Annotated in this window: 15 protein-coding genes; 2 read left to right on the forward strand and 13 right to left on the reverse strand. The window is 70.2% G+C overall.

The features are described 5' to 3' along the window. The coding region (locus AX669_RS11340) for a biotin/lipoyl-containing protein (RefSeq protein WP_304438410.1) at positions 1 to 1,003 on the forward strand (1,003 nt) is incomplete at its 5' end. Between the two features lie 129 nt (positions 1,004 to 1,132). On the opposite strand, the gene AX669_RS11345 is transcribed toward AX669_RS11340, so the two are convergent. The 13 genes from AX669_RS11345 to AX669_RS11405 all read right to left on the reverse strand — a co-directional run bounded on the left by AX669_RS11345 (position 1,133) and on the right by AX669_RS11405 (position 12,616). Continuing rightward, positions 1,133 to 3,007 (reverse strand): DUF2207 domain-containing protein, encoded by a 1,875-nt coding sequence (locus AX669_RS11345; protein ID WP_082740938.1) that lies wholly within the window; start codon positions 3,005 to 3,007, stop codon positions 1,133 to 1,135. A 68-nt stretch (positions 3,008 to 3,075) separates the two neighbouring features. Further along, a complete protein-coding gene (gene smpB, locus AX669_RS11350; RefSeq protein ID WP_006943848.1) occupies positions 3,076 to 3,552 on the reverse strand; it encodes an SsrA-binding protein SmpB in 477 nt (158 codons plus the stop codon). A gap of 94 nt (positions 3,553 to 3,646) precedes the next feature. After that, positions 3,647 to 4,879, reverse strand: a complete 1,233-nt coding sequence (locus AX669_RS11355; RefSeq protein ID WP_006943861.1) for a M23 family metallopeptidase — start codon at positions 4,877 to 4,879, stop codon at positions 3,647 to 3,649. Positions 4,880 to 4,881: 2 nt separating this feature from the next. After that, a complete protein-coding gene (ftsX, locus tag AX669_RS11360; RefSeq protein ID WP_062258517.1) occupies positions 4,882 to 5,793 on the reverse strand; it encodes a permease-like cell division protein FtsX in 912 nt (303 codons plus the stop codon). Further along, entirely contained in the window at positions 5,790 to 6,641 is an 852-nt protein-coding gene (ftsE, locus tag AX669_RS11365) for a cell division ATP-binding protein FtsE (RefSeq protein ID WP_062258519.1), read from the reverse strand. Before ftsE ends, ftsX begins: the two co-directional genes overlap by 4 nt. Before the next feature lie 56 nt (positions 6,642 to 6,697). Continuing rightward, positions 6,698 to 7,810 (reverse strand): peptide chain release factor 2, encoded by a 1,113-nt coding sequence (gene prfB / locus AX669_RS11370; RefSeq protein WP_006943864.1) that lies wholly within the window; start codon positions 7,808 to 7,810, stop codon positions 6,698 to 6,700. Positions 7,811 to 7,863: 53 nt separating this feature from the next. Beyond that, positions 7,864 to 8,307, reverse strand: coding sequence for a hypothetical protein (locus AX669_RS11375; RefSeq protein WP_156445003.1), 444 nt, complete (start codon positions 8,305 to 8,307; stop codon positions 7,864 to 7,866). 95 nt (positions 8,308 to 8,402) lie between these two features. Beyond that, entirely contained in the window at positions 8,403 to 8,945 is a 543-nt protein-coding gene (locus tag AX669_RS11380) for a pilus assembly protein (RefSeq protein WP_136788093.1), read from the reverse strand. Further along, complete coding sequence (locus tag AX669_RS11385) at positions 8,942 to 9,334, reverse strand: TadE/TadG family type IV pilus assembly protein (protein WP_006943860.1); 393 nt, start codon at positions 9,332 to 9,334, stop codon at positions 8,942 to 8,944. Before AX669_RS11385 ends, AX669_RS11380 begins: the two co-directional genes overlap by 4 nt. 17 nt (positions 9,335 to 9,351) lie before the next feature. After that, on the reverse strand, positions 9,352 to 9,573 hold the full coding sequence (locus AX669_RS11390; RefSeq protein ID WP_006943854.1) for a hypothetical protein: 222 nt from the start codon (positions 9,571 to 9,573) through the stop codon (positions 9,352 to 9,354). Between the two features lie 60 nt (positions 9,574 to 9,633). Beyond that, positions 9,634 to 10,521 carry a type II secretion system F family protein gene (locus AX669_RS11395; protein WP_006943844.1) on the reverse strand — a complete coding sequence of 296 codons (888 nt, stop codon included), beginning with the start codon at positions 10,519 to 10,521 and terminating at the stop codon, positions 9,634 to 9,636. Next, positions 10,518 to 11,390 (reverse strand): type II secretion system F family protein, encoded by an 873-nt coding sequence (locus AX669_RS11400; RefSeq protein ID WP_006943852.1) that lies wholly within the window; start codon positions 11,388 to 11,390, stop codon positions 10,518 to 10,520. Before AX669_RS11400 ends, AX669_RS11395 begins: the two co-directional genes overlap by 4 nt. After that, positions 11,387 to 12,616: a CpaF family protein gene (locus AX669_RS11405; RefSeq protein WP_006943851.1), complete on the reverse strand. Its 1,230-nt coding sequence runs from the start codon at positions 12,614 to 12,616 to the stop codon at positions 11,387 to 11,389. The genes AX669_RS11400 and AX669_RS11405 overlap by 4 nt, the downstream gene beginning before the upstream one ends. Before the next feature lie 183 nt (positions 12,617 to 12,799). Here AX669_RS11405 and AX669_RS11410 point away from each other — a divergent pair, with 183 nt between their 5' ends. Beyond that, positions 12,800 to 16,327 carry an FtsK/SpoIIIE domain-containing protein gene (locus AX669_RS11410; RefSeq protein ID WP_062258524.1) on the forward strand — a complete coding sequence of 1,176 codons (3,528 nt, stop codon included), beginning with the start codon at positions 12,800 to 12,802 and terminating at the stop codon, positions 16,325 to 16,327. The last annotated feature ends 9 nt before the right edge of the window (positions 16,328 to 16,336 follow it).

Below are 16,336 nucleotides of genomic sequence, written 5' to 3' on the forward strand. Positions count from 1 at the left end.
CGTGTGCGACCTCGAGCCGTACTGGGAGGCCGTGCGCACCCTCTACAAGCCGTTCGAGTCGGGCCTCGCCGCGCCGACGGGTCGCGTGTACCGTCACGAGATCCCGGGTGGGCAGCTGTCGAACCTGCGCCAGCAGGCGATCGCGCTCGGCCTCGGCGACCGCTTCGAGGCGATCGAGGACATGTACGCCGCGGCCAACGACATCCTCGGCAACGTCGTCAAGGTGACGCCGAGCTCGAAGGTCGTCGGCGACCTCGCGCTCGCGCTCGTCAGCGCGAACGCCGACCCGAAGGACTTCGAGGCCAACCCGCAGAACTACGACATCCCGGACTCCGTCATCGGCTTCCTCGGCGGCGAGCTCGGCGACCCGCCCGGTGGCTGGCCCGAGCCGTTCCGCACGAAGGCCCTCGCCGGACGCACGGTGCGCCCGCGCGTCGAGGAGCTGAGCGCCGATGACGAGGCCGACCTCGCACGCGACCCGCGCGGCACGCTCAACCGCCTGCTGTTTCCCGGCCCGACGCAGGACTACGCGCGCGCCCGCGAGCTCTACAGCGACCTGTCGGTGCTGTCGACGAAGGAGTTCCTCCACGGCCTCGCGCCCGGGCAGGAGCACGAGGTCGACCTCGAGCCGGGCAAGAAGATCCTGATGTCTGTCGCGTCCGTCTCCGAGCCCGACGAGCGCGGCATGCGCACCGTGCTCGCGACGCTCAACGGCCAGCTGCGCCCCGTCCAGGTGCGCGACCACGCCGTCAAGGTCGACGTCGCCGCCGTCGAGAAGGCCGACCCGAAGAACGTCGGCCACGTCGCCGCGCCGTTCGCGGGCATGGTGTCCGTCAGCGTCGCCGAGGGTGACGAGGTCGCGGCAGGCGACACGGTCGCGACGATCGAAGCGATGAAGATGGAGGCCTCCATCACGACGCCCGTCGCGGGCACCGTCAAGCGCGTGGCTCTGACGCACGAGACGCAGGTCGAGGGCGGCGACCTCGTCATCGTCATCGAGTGATGTCCGCCGCCGTGACCTGACGGCTCGCGGCCTCCGCTCGGGCCCGTCAGGTCGTGCGGCGCATGCGAAAGGGGCGCCCGTCTCGAGTCGAGACGGGCGCCCCTTTCGGCGTCGTTCAGGCGGGCCGGCTCACCAGCCCCCGCCACCACCACCGCTGATGCCGCCGCCGGAGAAGCCTCCCCCGCCGGAGAAGCCGCTACCGCCGCTCGAACCGGGCGTGGACGACAACGCGGACGACGCCGCGTCGCTGAAGGCCTCCATCGAGGCGCCGAAGTTGTCGAAGCCCCCGAAACCGCCGCCGAAGCCGCCGTACGGCACGTACCAGTAGGGCATGACCATCGGGTAGCCCTGCGCCTGCGCGGCAGCGGCGACCTGGCCGAAGACCTTCGCCCAGCGGTCGGCGAGACCGAGCACGACCGCGTACGGCATGTAGCGGCTGAAGATCTGCTCGGCTTCCTCGAACTTGATCTGCTTCGCCTCAGCCGTCTTGAGATACAGCTCGAACCCGCGCGTCTGGTCGTACACCGCCGAGCCGACGGGCGTGCGCGCGGCAGCGTTCTTCGAACGCACGAGCGCGAGGACGGCGACGATCGCGAAACCCGCACCGAACAGGAAGCCGTTGAGGTGGAAGTGGTTCGCGACGAAGAACGAGACGACGGCGAGCACTGCGAACAGGCTCGCGAGGCCCTTGGCCCCGGCCTCACTCGTGCTGGGGCGCTGCTTGAACCAGCCGCGCGCGACGGCCTCGTCCTCGATGCCCTCCTTCGCGTTCGCCAGGTGGCCCGCGAAGTGGTTCTTCAGATCGGACAGGTACACCTGCGAGCCGTCGGAGAACAGCGCGTTGAGTAGGTCCGCCTCGTAGGCCAGCAGATCACCGGCAGGGGGCTGCGGGTTCGAGATGAGCAGCCAGTCGCTCTTGTCGACCTGTTCCATGCGCAGGTACCCGCGCACCGCGAGGTCGACGATGGTGCCCGCGACGTCACGGTTGTCGGCGCGACGGTCGATGACGAGGCCCGCAAGGCCCGCGGTGGCGTCGTTGGGCGGCTCGAAGCGCACGGCGACCTCCGGGTCACCGGTCCGCTCGACCGGTACCTCCTGGCCGGGCGCGGGGAGCTGACCGGGTGCGATTCCGCTGTAGCGCTCGTCGGCGTTGCGCCGACGGTCGCGGACGAACCACAGCCCGCCGAGCCCGGCGAGTGCCGCCGCCAGAGCCCCGCCGCCGATGTTGACGGCCTGGCGCTGCGAAGACGTCAGCGGCCCGTTGACGCCGGACGCGTCCTCGGCCGAGCCGTCCTTGAGGATGGGGGCGGTGTTCGTGAACACCGACGTCGGCAGGTCGGCGTCGATCGTCATGCCGCGCCCGTTGCCGACGTTGTTCGCCGAGAACGACGCCTCCGTCCCCGGCGTCGCCCTGCACTCCTGCTTCGAGTTCTTCTCGCCGTACCAGCACTTGGCCCGAGAGACGGCGCCCGGGCCCTTGACGGTGACACGCGCGGTGTCGATCGGGATCTTCCAGTCGTTGCCCGTCGCGTTGATCAAGAACTCGGTCGACGAGTTCGACTGCTTGTTGACAACACCGGCGAGGTGGTACTTGAGCGTGTAGTGCTGCGTGCCGTACACGGTGCGGTTCGGGCTGCCGATGCGCAACCGCTCAGCGCCGCCGTCACGGGAGCGCTGCAGCTGCGTCGGCGCTCCCGTCGAGGAGGTGACGGAGACGTTCGTCATCGGGTACTCACGGTGCTGGGTGTCGCTCACGCCCTGGCCGGTGATGACGATGCGATCGAGCCCGTGATGACTGCTGTCGCTGAAGCGGACGTCGAGATTCTCCGTGACGTCGACGCCACCGTCGGCGCCCACGTCGTAGCGGATGTCGTAGTTCGTGATGCGGATGTTGTCGTTGCTCGCGGCCTGAGCGGGCGCTGCGCTCATGGCGACGAGCGCGACGGCGGCGGCGCCGAGTGCGGTGCGGGCCGACGGTGTAGGTGCTCCCCTGAGACGACTCATGCCCCTACCTTGCCACGTGGGCGAGGCGGGGGCGTGCCGGCGGGTCAACCGGCGCGCTCGCTCGGTTCTCAGCCGCCGCGCTTGAGGCGTACCTGCATCTCGCGCTGCGCCTCGAGGTTGTCCTGACGCTCGCGCAGCGTCTGGCGCTTGTCGTGCAGTTGCTTGCCTCGCGCGAGGGCGATCTCGACCTTCGCGCGCCCGTCCTTGAAATACAGCGACAGCGGCACGATGGTGTACCCCTTCGACTGCGCCTTGTTCGCGAGCTTGAGGATCTCGGCCTTGTGCAGCAGCAGCTTGCGTCGCCGACGCGCGGAGTGGTTCGTCCACGTGCCCTGGAGGTACTCGGGGATGTGGACGTTCTCGAGCCACATCTCACCGTCGCGCTCGAGCACGTAACCGTCGACGAGGGACGCGCGCCCCATGCGCAGGCTCTTCACCTCGGTGCCCATGAGGGACAGCCCGGCCTCGAGCGTTTCCTCGATGTGGTAGTCGTGGCGCGCCTTCTTGTTGTTGGCGATCACCTTCGTGCCGTGTTCCTTCGGCATGGGCTCACCCCCTTCTGCTTCGATGCGGTCGCGTTCGGCGTGGTCGACGTCGGTGAAGACAACATCGCAGGCATGCCGGGCATTTCCGAAGCTGTCACTTTATCCACTTCAGCGGGTTGACGGCCACACCATTCTCGCGGGTCTCGAAGTGCAGGTGGCAGCCGGTGACGCGCCCCGTCATCCCGGAGACCCCGATCTGCTGGCCCTTCTTGACCTTCTGCCCGACGCTGACCGACAGGGACGTGAAGTGCATGTAGGCGCTCGTCAGCTGCGCACCGTTGACGGTTCCGTGGCTGATGTAGACGTGATTGCCGGAGACGTCGTTGTAGTTCGCCTCGATGACGGTGCCGTCACCCGCGGCATAGACGGGCGTGCCGCACGCGAACGGGAAGTCGTCGCCCTCGTGCAGCTTGTCGATCTTGAGGACGGGGTGGAAGCGGTAGCCGTAGCCCGACACGATGCTCGAGATCGGGCCCGGGGAGGCGAGGAAACCGGTGCCCTGCGGCACGTCGTGGACGCTGGTGTCGACATCCTTGCTCGTCGTCGTGACGTTCTTCAGGCGCGTGCTCTCAGCCTGCAACGCCGCGAGCTTCGCCTCCTCCTTCTTCTTCTCGGCCTCGAGCTTCTTCTTGTCGTCCTTCTGCGTCTTCTGCAACGCCACGAGACTCGCCTCGGCGGTGTCGGCGTCAGTCTTCGCCGTGCTCGCGGCGGTGACGGCGGCGTCCTGCTTCGTCTTCGCCAGGCTCGCACGACGCCGGATCTCCGCGAGACGTGTCGCCTCGCTCTGCCCGGCTGCGGCCGAGCTCTTGAGATTCGTGATGACGCCCTGCTGGCGGCGCATGACGATGTCGGCGAGCGCCATCGACCCGGAGACACCCGAGTTCGAGGTGAGCACCTCGATGGTGAACGTGAGGTCGCCGAGCCCGCCCGTCTCGAACGCGTTGCGCGCGAGGCCACCGACCTCGGTGCGTGCCTTCGCCTGGTCGGCGCGGTTCGTCGCGAGGGCGGTGCGCGAGGCGTCCTCGTCGGCCTTGGCGACGTCGTAGTCGGACGCGGCGTCACGCTGCTTCTGCTGGGCCTTCGTCAGGGCGCTCTTCGCGTCCTTTGCCTTCTTGTCGGCGGCCGCGACGGCCTTGTTCGTCTTCGTCAGCGTCGCGTCGGCGTCGGCGAGCGACTTCGAGATGTCGTCGATCTCGGACTTGCTGTTCTTGATCTTGTCGTCGACGTCGTCACCGACGGCGTGGCTCGACCCGGACGCGACACCGAGCGCGCAGGTCCCGGCGAGGGCTGCGGCGCAGAGTCGGCGACGGGATTTGGTGGGCGCCACCGTCACACCTTGAGGTAGCGACGCAGCGTGAGCCACGACGTGACGATCGCGAGCAGGAGCGCGCCGAGGTACAGCCACGGCACGACGGCGAGGACGTCGTCGTCCCCGACGAGGTTGACGAAGCCGCCCCCGGAGCCGGCGAGGCTGCTCACGCCGAAGTGGACCATCGCCCACAGCATGGCCGAGGCAAGGGTCGCGCCGACGAGCGAGGCGAGCAGCACCTCGGCCACGAACGGCAGGTAGATCGTCGCGCTCGAGGCACCGACGAGGCGCATGATGCCGACCTGCCGGCGCCGCGTGAACGCCACCTGCCGGATCGTCGTCACCATGAGCAGCACGCAGCACACGACCATGAGCGTCGCGATGATGGCCGAGCCGACGCCGAGCATCGTGAGGAACGAGAAGAACGGTGCGAGCACCTCGTGCAGGTTGCTCACGTGCGCGACGCCCGGCATGCCGGTGAATCCGCTCGCTATCTCGTCGAAACGCCGTGGGTCGTCGAGGCGCACCTCGAAGAATGCGGGCATCGACGACGCGTCGACGCTGCTGACGTACGGCGAGTCGTGGTACTGCTCGCGGAACATCGCGACGGCCTGCTCGCTCGTCCTGTAGTCGACCTTCGTGACGAGCGGCGCGAGGTTCGTCAGGTTGATGCGCACCGTCTCGGTCTGCGCTGCGCTCGCCTTGCCGCCGGCGCACGAGGCGACGCCCGTGTCGGAGTCGGTGCACAGGAACACGAACGCGTGGACCTTGTCGTACCAATCGCCCTTGGCGGCGTCGACCTGACGCTGCGCGAGCAGCCCGGCACCGACGAAGATCATCGACACCATCGACACGAGTACGACCGAGGCGATCATCGAGGTGTTGCGACGCACCCCCTGAGCGACCTCGGAGGCGAGGAAACGCAGGTTCACGACGCAGCTCCCGTGATGTCGCGCCCCCGGCGCGTGGCGCGGGCGCCCGGGATTGCGGTGGTCGTGCCGTCGAGAGCTGACGGATCGTCGTGGGCGTCGTGACTGTCGTGGCCGTCCTGTTCTGCGACGGCGTCGAGGCGGCGCGCGCCGGAGCGTCGTGAGGTGGCCTCGGAGCGGTAGCCGCCGGTCGAGTCGCGCACGAGACGGCCGTCGCTCATCTCGATGACGCGCCGCTGCAGGCGGTCGACGAGCGAGTTGTCGTGCGTTGCCATGACGAGCGTCGTGCTCGTGCGGTTGACGCGGTCGAGCACGCCGACGACCTCTTCGGAGTTCTCGGGGTCGAGGTTGCCGGTCGGTTCGTCTGCGAGCAGGATGGCGGGCTGCTTGACGACGGCGCGCGCGATGGCGACGCGCTGCTGCTCACCGCCGGAGAGTTCGTGCGGGAAGCGGCGCGACTTCTCGGCGAGGCCGACGAGTTCGAGCGCCTCGGGCACGGCCGCGCGCACCGCGCCCCGACGCCAGCCGAGGATCTCGAGGACGAACGCGACGTTCTCGGCGACCGTCTTGTTCTCGAGCAGCCGGAAATCCTGGAAAACGACGCCGATGTCGCGGCGCAGCGACGGCACCTTGCGGCGCGGCATCGTCATGAGGTCTCGCCCGGCGATGTGGATCTGGCCGGACGTCGCCGTCACCTCGTGCGTCATGAGACGCATGAGCGAGCTCTTGCCCGAGCCGGACTGGCCGACGAGGAAGACGAACTCTCCGCGCTCGATGTCGAAGCTGACGTCGTCGAGCGCAGGCGCCAGCTTTCTGCCGTACGTCAGACTCACATGGTCGAAACGAATCATGGCTCCCCCGCCGTGCTCGATGCGTGCTCGCTACCTACCCCGCGTGTGAGCCGGTGTCACTCGGCGTCGCGGGCGGCGGCGCGCTTCCAGCGGATGCCGGCCTCGATGAACCCGTCGATGTCCCCGTCGAACACGCCGGAGGTGTTGCCGACCTCGTACTCGGTGCGCAGATCCTTGACCATCTGGTAGGGGTGCAGGACGTAGGAGCGCATCTGGTCGCCCCAACTCGCCTTGATGTCGCCGGCGAGTTCCTTCTTCTGCGCGTCCTCCTCCTGCTTCTTGAGCAGCAGCAGGCGGGACTGCATGACGCGCAGCGCGGCGGCGCGGTTCTGGATCTGGCTCTTCTCGTTCTGCATCGACACGACGGTGCCGGTCGGGATGTGCGTCATGCGAACAGCCGAGTCGGTCGTGTTGACGCTCTGGCCACCGGGGCCCGAGGAGCGGAACACGTCGATCTTCAGCTCGTTCTCGGGGATCTCGATCGTGTCGGTCGTCTCGATGAGCGGCACGACCTCGACGGCGGCGAACGACGTCTGACGTCGGCCCTGGTTGTCGAACGGCGAGATGCGCACGAGACGGTGCGTGCCGGCCTCGACCGACAGGTTGCCGAACGCGTAGGGCACGTTGACCTCGAACGTGACGGACTTGAGGCCCGCCTCTTCGGCGTAGGAGGTGTCCATGACCTTCGTCGGGTAGCCGTGACGCTCGGCCCAGCGCAGGTACATGCGCATGAGCATCTCGGCGAAGTCGGCGGCGTCGACGCCACCGGCGCCGGCGCGGATCGTGACGACGGCCTCGCGCTCGTCGAACTCGCCGTTGAGCAGGGTGCGCACCTCGAGTTCGCCGACGGCCTTCTGCAGCTTCTTCAGTTCGCGCTCGGCCTCGGCGAGGGTGTCGGCGTCGTTCTCCTCGGTGCCCATCTCGACGAGCACCTCGAGGTCGTCGATCGCCGCGTCCATGTTCTCGACGCGGTCGTTCTCGGCGTTCGCGCGCGACAGCGCGGAGGTGATCTTCTGCGCCGCATCCGGGTCGTCCCACAGATCGGGGGCCGCGGACTGCTCCTCGAGGTCGACGATCTGCTTCTTCAGCTTCTCGAGGTCGAGCACCTCGCGCACCGACGCCATCGTCGTGCGCAGGTTCTTGATTTCGTTGGGAAAGTCGACAGCCACGCCTTCCAGAGTATCGCCTGTGACGGGCCGCGCCCCAACCGGCGAGTGAACACTCATCGTTCGAAGTGCGCTTCGGCCCGCGTGGTGACGTGAACGGTGATCGGTGCACCGAGCGCAGACAGCGCTCCCCCGACCGCCGGCGGGTCGACGACGGCCGCGACGGCGAGCACGAGATCCTTGCCGTCGACGCTCGCCGACGTCAGGCTCCACGACGTGACGTGCGCCGGGCGCTCGGTAGCGGACAGCGCCGCCTGCGCCTCGGCGCGCACCGATGCCGCGTCGAGCTGCGGCGCCTCGACGCCGTGAGCGTAGGCATGCGCGACCGAGATGCGGTCGGCGGCTGCGGCGCCCGCATGGTCGGCGGCGTCGAGGACGTCGACGCGCGCCACCTGCGCGGTGTGCACGCAGATACCGCCGAGCAGCAGCATGACGACGCACGTACACAGCCCGATGCCGAGAAGGGCGATCCCGCCGTCGTCGGCGCGCGTTCGGTTCACGAGGGACGAGGCGAGCTGTCTGAGCCTCGCCGGCATGTGGCGCAGGGGTCCGCTGAGGGCGTCACGCCTCGTGGCGCACGCGTCAGGTGCGGGAGTCACCGTTGCCCTCCGTACTGTTCGACCTTCTCGACGTGCCGAGAGCTCAGGTGGATCTCGAGCCCCGCGGGGCCGCTGAGCCATCGCGGCACGAACGGCAGGCCGACGCTCGTGCGCGCCGTCGCACTGACCTGAGCGCCGGGCGTCAGGCACGGGCTCGCCGTGCAGGTGATCGTCGCCGTGCCGACGGGGCTGCGCTGATCCTCGAACGCGAGACGCGCCGCGACATTCGCGCGCACGCTGCCCGCGCCCGAAGAGGGCGCCGTCACGTATGTGCGCGCCGCCTCACGGGCCGCCGAGCGCACCGCGAACGACGCCGCCTCGACACGGACGAGAGACGTCGCGACCCACAGCAGCGGCAACAACAACACCGCGATGACGACGATCGCCTCGACGAGCGCCGACCCTTCGTCCGCATCGAGGCCATGACCTCTCGTGTCCGCTACGCCGCCTTCTGCGCCACGCTGGTCAGGACCACCGGGGCTTCGTCCCAGGCGGCCCGCACCTTGGGCCGCGGCGGCCACGTCTCGACGGGCCCTCATGGGCCGCGGTCCTCGATGACGGCTCGCCCGCTGGTGTGCAGGTCGAGTCCGACGCCGAACGGGCCGAGCACGGGCACCTGGGCGGTGATGTCGACGCGCATGACCGCGACGCCCGCCTCGCTCGTCGACCCGGCGCTCACGCGTGCGTGCCGGCCGCCACCCTCGGCGAGCAGGTCGCGTGCCTTCGCCTGAGCGGCGTCGACGCCTCCATCGACGCGAGCGCCCGCGCGGGCCGCTTCGGCCGCCGCCATCGTCAGCGACGACCGCACGTGCGCGGCGTAGGCGAACTGGCACACGAGCAGGAAGACGGCGACGATGACGACGCTCGTCATCGCGTTCTCGGCGACCGCGGATCCGCGCTCGTCCCGCCACGCGACCCGGAAGCGCATCGCGGCCGTGATGCGGTTCAGCCGCCGGAGACCTTGCTCATGGCGCTCGTGAACATCGTCTGCAGCAGCGGCCCGGCCGTCTGCCACAACAGCGTGACGAGGCCCGCCGTCATGAGCGTGACGAGCACCCAGCCCGGCACGTCGCCGCGCTCGCCGTCGCTGTCCGTCCCGTTCACCGGTCGGAGGGTGAGCGCGACGCGTCGTCGCAGAGCAGAGCGGGCACTGAGGATGCGGTTCATGGGAGGTGACCTTTCGTCGGGGTGTGGCCCGCGAGCGTTCGCGGGAGTCGTGGGGAGGCATCACAGCGTCAGATCGAGAGCTGCGAGCCCGGGGTACACGGCGAACAGCACCGTGACGGGCAGGACGAGGAAGACGACGGGCGCCATCATGACGACCTCCTTGCGGCCGGCTTTCTCGACGAGCTCGGTGCGCACGCTCTCGCGCGCGTCCTGGGCCTGCGCGCGCAGGACGTCGGCGAGTGGCGTGCCACGCTCGAGTGCGACGATGACGCCCTCGACGAAGCGCGCCACGCTGACGACGCTCGTACGCCGCGCGACGCCGGCCAGCGCGTCGGACAACGGAGTACCGGCGCGCGCCTGCTCGAGGGCGGTGCGCAGTTCCTCGGCGAGGGGGCCGCGGCACAGAGTCGTGACGTGTTCGAGCGCGCCGAGCGGGCCCTGGCCGGCGGCGACGGCGAGGGCGAGCATGTCGGCGATCGCGGGGAACTCGACGATCATGCGGGCCTCGCGCCTCTCGGCGAGCCGGGTGAGCTGCTGATCGCGCAGCACGACACCGAACCCGGCAGCGAGCAGCACGAGCGCCGAGGCAGACAGCGGTCCGCGCGTCGAGTTGCCCGTGACGAGGACGATGCACGCCGCGCCGGCGAAGCCCGTCATCGCCCACAGGGCCTGGCTCGTGCGGAACGTGTCGACGTCCGGGACGAGGCCCGCGCGCTCCATCCGGGAGCGCACGTGATCGGCGCCGCCCAGGACCCGCCCGAGCAGGCGCGCCAGGGCCGCCGCGACGGCGTCGAGACCGCGACGCGGCGCGGCGGCGGGTGAGTCTACGGCGAGCATTGCCTCGAGACGCTGCTCGAGCACGCTGACGCGCGGGCGCGCCACCCAGATGCCGACCAGTGCGAGCCCCAGCCCGATGGCGGCGGCCGACAGCGCGGCTGGCGTCGTCATCGCATGACCCGTTCCTCGTGAGGCAGACGCCCGATGGCCTTCATCGCGACGTACGCGATCCACGACACGAGCGCCCCGGCGACGAGCACGAGCACCCCCTGCGGTGTGCGGTAGGCCGCCAGCCCCTCACCGCGGAAACCGACGACGCACAACGCGAGCCACGGTGCGGCGAGCGCCAACCGTGCCGCGCTCACCGTCCAGCTCTGCTTGGCGGCGAGTTCGGCGCGCGTCGAGGCGTCCTCACGCAGGAAGGAGCTGAGGGTGCGAAGCAGGCGACCGACGTCGCTGCCGCCGACGTTGCGGGCGAGGCGCAGCGACTCGATGAGCCGATCGGCGGCCGGGTCGGCAAGGCGGGCCTTGAGGACGTCGAGCGAGTCGTCGAACCGGCCGTGCGCCGCGTCGTGACGGGCGAAGGCGGCGAAGTCCTCACGCAGCACCTCCGGGCCGTGCAACGACAGTTGGCGCAGCGCTTCGGGGATCGACAGGCCGGCGCGGACGGCGGAGGCGACATGGTCGACGGCATCGGGCCAGGCCTCACGCCGGCGGCGGCGCAGGCTCGTCGCCCGGCCCCGGACGAATGCTGCAGGTGCCCAACCACCGACGCACGCGAGGACCACGGCGAGGGCTGGCACGCCGGTGATGACGAAGCCGAGGCAGAAGGCCACGGTCGCCGCGCCCAGGCACGCGGCGACGAGAGTGCGCACGCGCCAGGTGACGAGCCCGGACTGGTCGAGCAGTTCACGCACCGCGGCGTACCGGCGGCTGCGGCGCAGACCATGAAGGGGGCGCGGCGGAGCCGGGGACGTCATCGCCCGCCACATGAGCAGTAGGGCGGTGCCGACGGCGGCGGCGCTGAGCAGGCGCGTCACGCGGCGTTCACCTCGGCGGCGAGAGCGGCGACGTCGATGCCGGCGCGAGCGAAGCGAACCTCTCCGTCGAGCGCGGGCAACAGGCGCGGGAAACCGACCTGGCCCTCGGTGAACAGCGGGATCGTCTCGACGGTGTCGCCCTCGACTCGTCCGGTGACGCGCACGACCTCGCGCACGGAGCGTCGCCCGTGCCGATCGAGGCCGAGGTGGACGACGACGTCGATCGCCGACGCGACCGTCGGGACGACGAACGAGGGCGAGATGTTGGGGCCCGCGAGCAGCGGTAACGTGCAGAGTTTCGTGAGCGCCTCGCGGGCCGAGTTGGCGTGCAGCGTCGCGAGACCCGGCAGACCCGAGTTGAGTGCGAGCAACAGGTCGAGCGACTCGGCCTGACGAACCTCCCCCACGACGAGTCGCGACGGCCGCATGCGCAGCGCCTCTTTGACGAGCATGCGCAGCGTCACCTCGCCCGAACCCTCGAGGTTGGGCTGACGGCACTGGAGCGCGACCCAGTCACGCGCCGCGAGCTGCACCTCGAAGACCTCCTCGCACGTGATGACGCGCTCGGTCTGCGGAATGGCACTCGCGAGGCAGTTCAACATCGTCGTTTTTCCGGCCTGCGTCTGACCGGAGACGAGGACGTTGAGCCCTGCCTTGACGCACGCCGCGAGGATGGCCGCCAACCCCGGCGACAGTGACCCGCGGTTGACGAGCTCGTCCATCGAATGACTCGTCGCGACGAATTTTCGAATGTTGATCGCCCAGTACTCGCGGGTCACGTCCGGAATCGCGACGTGAAGGCGCGAGCCGTCCGGGAGCGAGGCATCGACGAAGGGCGAGCTGAGGTCGAGACGCCGCCCCGACGTGCGCAGCATTCGTTCGACGAGAACGCGGATCTGGTCATGAGTCAGGATCGTCGGCGTCAGTTCGGAGACCCCGGAGCGCGCGACGAAGACCCGCGCGGGTTCGTTCAACCAAATTTCCTCGACGCTGGGGTCGTCGAGGTACTCCTGCAGCGGCCCGTAGCCCGCGACGGCGTCGAACACGGCCTTCGCCTCGCTCGTCGAACGCGACGACGCCGGCAGACCCGCCCGGGCGCGGGCGACCTCCGTCGCGGCGACGACGTCGGCGATGACGCCACGCACCGCCTCGGGGTCGGCTCCTGGGTCGATGGCCTTGGCGCGCAACTGCTCCCGCACCTCGTCCTCGATGAGCGTGATCGTCATCGTCTCTCCTCTTCGATGCCTGCTCTCAGGAGCCATCAAAGAGGCCGCGCGGGGCCGAAGGGGGTTTCGGAAAAACTCTTACCAAAGTCTTACCAAAGCACCCGTTCTGGCTCCGGCACGAGCGTTGTCCACAGGTGCAGATCAGTTCCGACGGCGCGATGTCGCAGGCCGCAGGCTGGACAGGTGAGCACCAGCATCCGCCTGGCCGTCGTCACCGCTGACGGCTCCCCCAGCGACCCGATCGTCGTCGATGCCCCCGACGGCACACCCTTCGCCGCGATCCGCCCCGCACTCGACCTTCCCTACGCGCCGACGCACGCCGGTCGAGCGATCCGTGACGACGACGTCCTCGGCCGAGCACCGCTCGTCGACGGCGCGCTGCTCGAACCACCCCGCCGCCCGGACGAGGAAGAGCACGCGGCCATCCTGACGCTCGTCAGCGCGAGCGGCCCGCATCAGGGCTGTGCGCTCCCCCTCGCCGCCGGCCACGTCACCCTCGGACGCCACCATCACCTGCTCGGCGACGATTCCCTCGCTTCACGTCGACACGCCCTCGTCAGCGTCGCGCGCGGGCAGGTGACGATCACCGACCTCGGCAGCAGCAACGGCGTGACGAGCCGCGGGGCGCGCCTCCAACCGCACGTGGGCCACCCCTGGCGTGTGGGCGAATCAGTGCGTCTCGGCGCCAGCGTGCTGCGTCTCGACCTGGCGAGTGCTGAGCCAGCACCTCCTGACCTTGCGGGGTCCGATCTCTCCGGCATCAAACCTGCGGAAACCGACCCCATGAGTGCCGCCCCTGCAAACGCCGGCTCAGCCCTGCGCGCCGGGACGTCGAACTGTCTGCCCGAACCGCGGACGTTCGAGTGGCCCGCGGCCCCGACACCCCCACGTCGGGTGCCGCTGCGCTGGATCGCGGTGCTCGCCCCGGTGCCCGTCGCACTGGTTCTCGCGATCGTCATGCACGCGGCCTACATGTTGTGCTTCATGCTCGTGGGCCCGCTGGTCATGGTGGCCACGCACCTCGACGACCGCCGTCGCGGACGTCGAGGTGGGCGCAGCGCAGCCCGCGACCATGCGCGCGAAGTGCAGGACGTCGGCCGCCGCGTCGCTGATGCGCTCGACGCGGAAGTCGTCACTCTCGCGCGTCTGGCGCCGAGCCCCGACCAATTGCTCGCCGTCGCCGCCGGCTCCCGCGACGGGCTCGGCCTGCGACGCGGGCCGAGCGCACGTCTGCTGCGTCTCGGGTACGGTGACGCGCCATCCGCGCACCGTCTCGCCCGCAACGGCTCGGCACGCCCGCTCGGGCTCAGCGAGGCACCCGTCACCCTCGTCGTGGCGCCGGGCGGCCTCGTCCATCTCGACGCCGATGCGGCTACGACACCGCAAGTCCTCGAACTCGTCGTCGCGCAACTCGCCGTCCTGCACGATCCGACTGACGCCCCGCCCGTCGTCGTCACCCGGCAAGCGGCGTCGCGACGCTGGGCCTGGGCGCTCGATTCGGCGCGTGTTCACGTCCACACGAGCGTGCCGGAGACCCTCCTCGCACGACTCGACGACGGGGTGCGTCGCCCCGGCAGTGACGACCTCCCCCTCGTCGTGCTCGAAGCCGGCAGCGCCGACGCTACGCGCCTCGCGCGACGCCTCGTCATCGCCGGCGCGGCCGTCGTCTGGGTGGGGGCTGCGCAGCCACCCAGCATCGAGACGGGCGTGACGACATTGGCCGCGACGGTCCGCGTCACGTGCGCCGCGGGACACCGCGCCGCCCGCCTGCCGGGCGGGCACACGTTCACCCTCGACAGCCCGGGTGAGACGTGGTTTCCCGCTGTCATGCGGCTGCACCGCCGCTGGGCTGCGGGCGCCACCGGTGGCAATAGCGCGCCGCTGCGCGCCTCGACGAGCGCTGCCCTGCTGCCGTCCGACGTGGCCGGCGCGTGGCGCACCCCGAGCACGAACGTGCCGATCGGCCACGATCACGACGGCATCATGACGCTCGACCTCGCCCGCACCGGGCCACACGCCCTCGTCGCGGGCACGACGGGATCGGGCAAGTCCGAGTTTCTGCTCACGTACCTGCGCGGGCTGTTCACGCTCAACTCCCCCGAGCACGTGAACGCGCTGCTCATCGACTACAAGGGAGGTGCGACGTTCGGCCCGCTCGCGCGGGCCCCGCACGTCGTCGGCGTCGTCACCGACCTCGACCATGGTCTCGCGACCCGTGCTCTGACGGCGTTGCGCGCCGAGATCGGGCGCCGCGAGCATCTGCTCGGGCGTCACGGGCTGACCTCCTACCGTGACTATCTCGCCGCCGCGCCTGCCCACCTAGCGTTGCCGCGGTTCTTCGTCGTCGTCGACGAATTCCGCGTGCTGGCAGACGAACTGCCCGATTTCGTCGCCGGTTTGGTGCGTCTGGCGGCCGTGGGACGGTCGCTCGGCATGCACGTCATCCTCGCGACGCAACGCCCCGGCGGCGCCGTCAGCGCCGACATGCGCGCCAACCTCGACGTCCGCGTCGCGCTGCGGGTGCGTGAACGCTCCGACAGCATCGACGTCATCGACTCGCCCCTGGCCTCCCGCATCTCCGCGCGCACCCCCGGGCGCGGGTACCTCGCGACGGCCGGTGAGGCTCCCGTCGAGTTCCAGAGCGCCTACAGCGGTGCGCCGCGCGAGCTCGGCACCACCGCGGCAGTGCACGTCCACCCCACGGTCGTGACTGCCTCGGGGCTGGACGAACTGCGCGACGGATGTGATGCCTGCCGCCCCGGACGGACGAGCGCCCGCAGCGACCTCGGGATGTTCGTCGACGAGGCCCTCGCCGCCGCACACCAGCTCCCACCGATCCACCGACCCGTGCTGCCGCCGCTGCCCGAGAATGTCGACGAACTTCTCGCCGAGACGAAGATCGTCGTCGGTCTCGACGCACTGACGGGTGAGCGACCGACGCCGGCGCCTCACTCGAACACGGCGGTGTGCGACAGGAGCGAATCCCTTTTCGGCGCATCGTCTTCGAGCGACGGGCATGATCGCGCGGAAGCAGCCGACGCGTTTGCGACGGACGACGGCCTGGCGCACGTCGTCGGCATCGCCGACCTGCCCGGTGCGCAGAGCCAACCCGCCGTCACCGTGCCGGCCGGGGTGCACGTCGGCCTCGCGGGAGCCCCTCGCAGCGGACGGACGAACGCCGCCGCGGCGCTCGCCCGGGCGGCGGTGTGCGGCACGGCCGCGGGCGCGACGACTCGCACAGCATCGACGTGGTGGGTCGGCCCCACCGACCCGATCGCGGCCGACGTCCACGTCGCATCCGACGACGCGGACGCCGTCATCCGCCTGCTCACGCACCTCGCCGAGGCGCATCCCGCGGGGCCGTCGAGCGTCGTCGTCATAGATGGATGGGAGGACCTGCACGCGACGCTGCTGCGTATCAACCACGGCCTGGCCGCCGAAGACCTGCTGAAACGCATCAGCGAAGGCCACCGTCACGGACACACGTTCATCGTCACGGGTGGTCGGCAGGTGCTCGCCTCGAAGCTCAGCGCGCTGCTCGACGTCAGGCTGGTGCTGCGCCAGAACGACGCGACGGAGTACTCACTCGCAGGACTGCGTCCCGCTCAGATCCCGGCGTCGATGCCGCCCGGGCGCGCGCTCGTCCTGCCCCACGGCCACCAGGTTCACCTGCGGCACGAACCTCAGCCGAACGGGCGGGCCACGATGTGACAGGCTTGA

This window comes from Dermacoccus sp. CCH2-D9 (assembly GCF_001556795.1).
GTDB classification, from domain to species: domain Bacteria; phylum Actinomycetota; class Actinomycetes; order Actinomycetales; family Dermatophilaceae; genus Dermacoccus; species Dermacoccus nishinomiyaensis.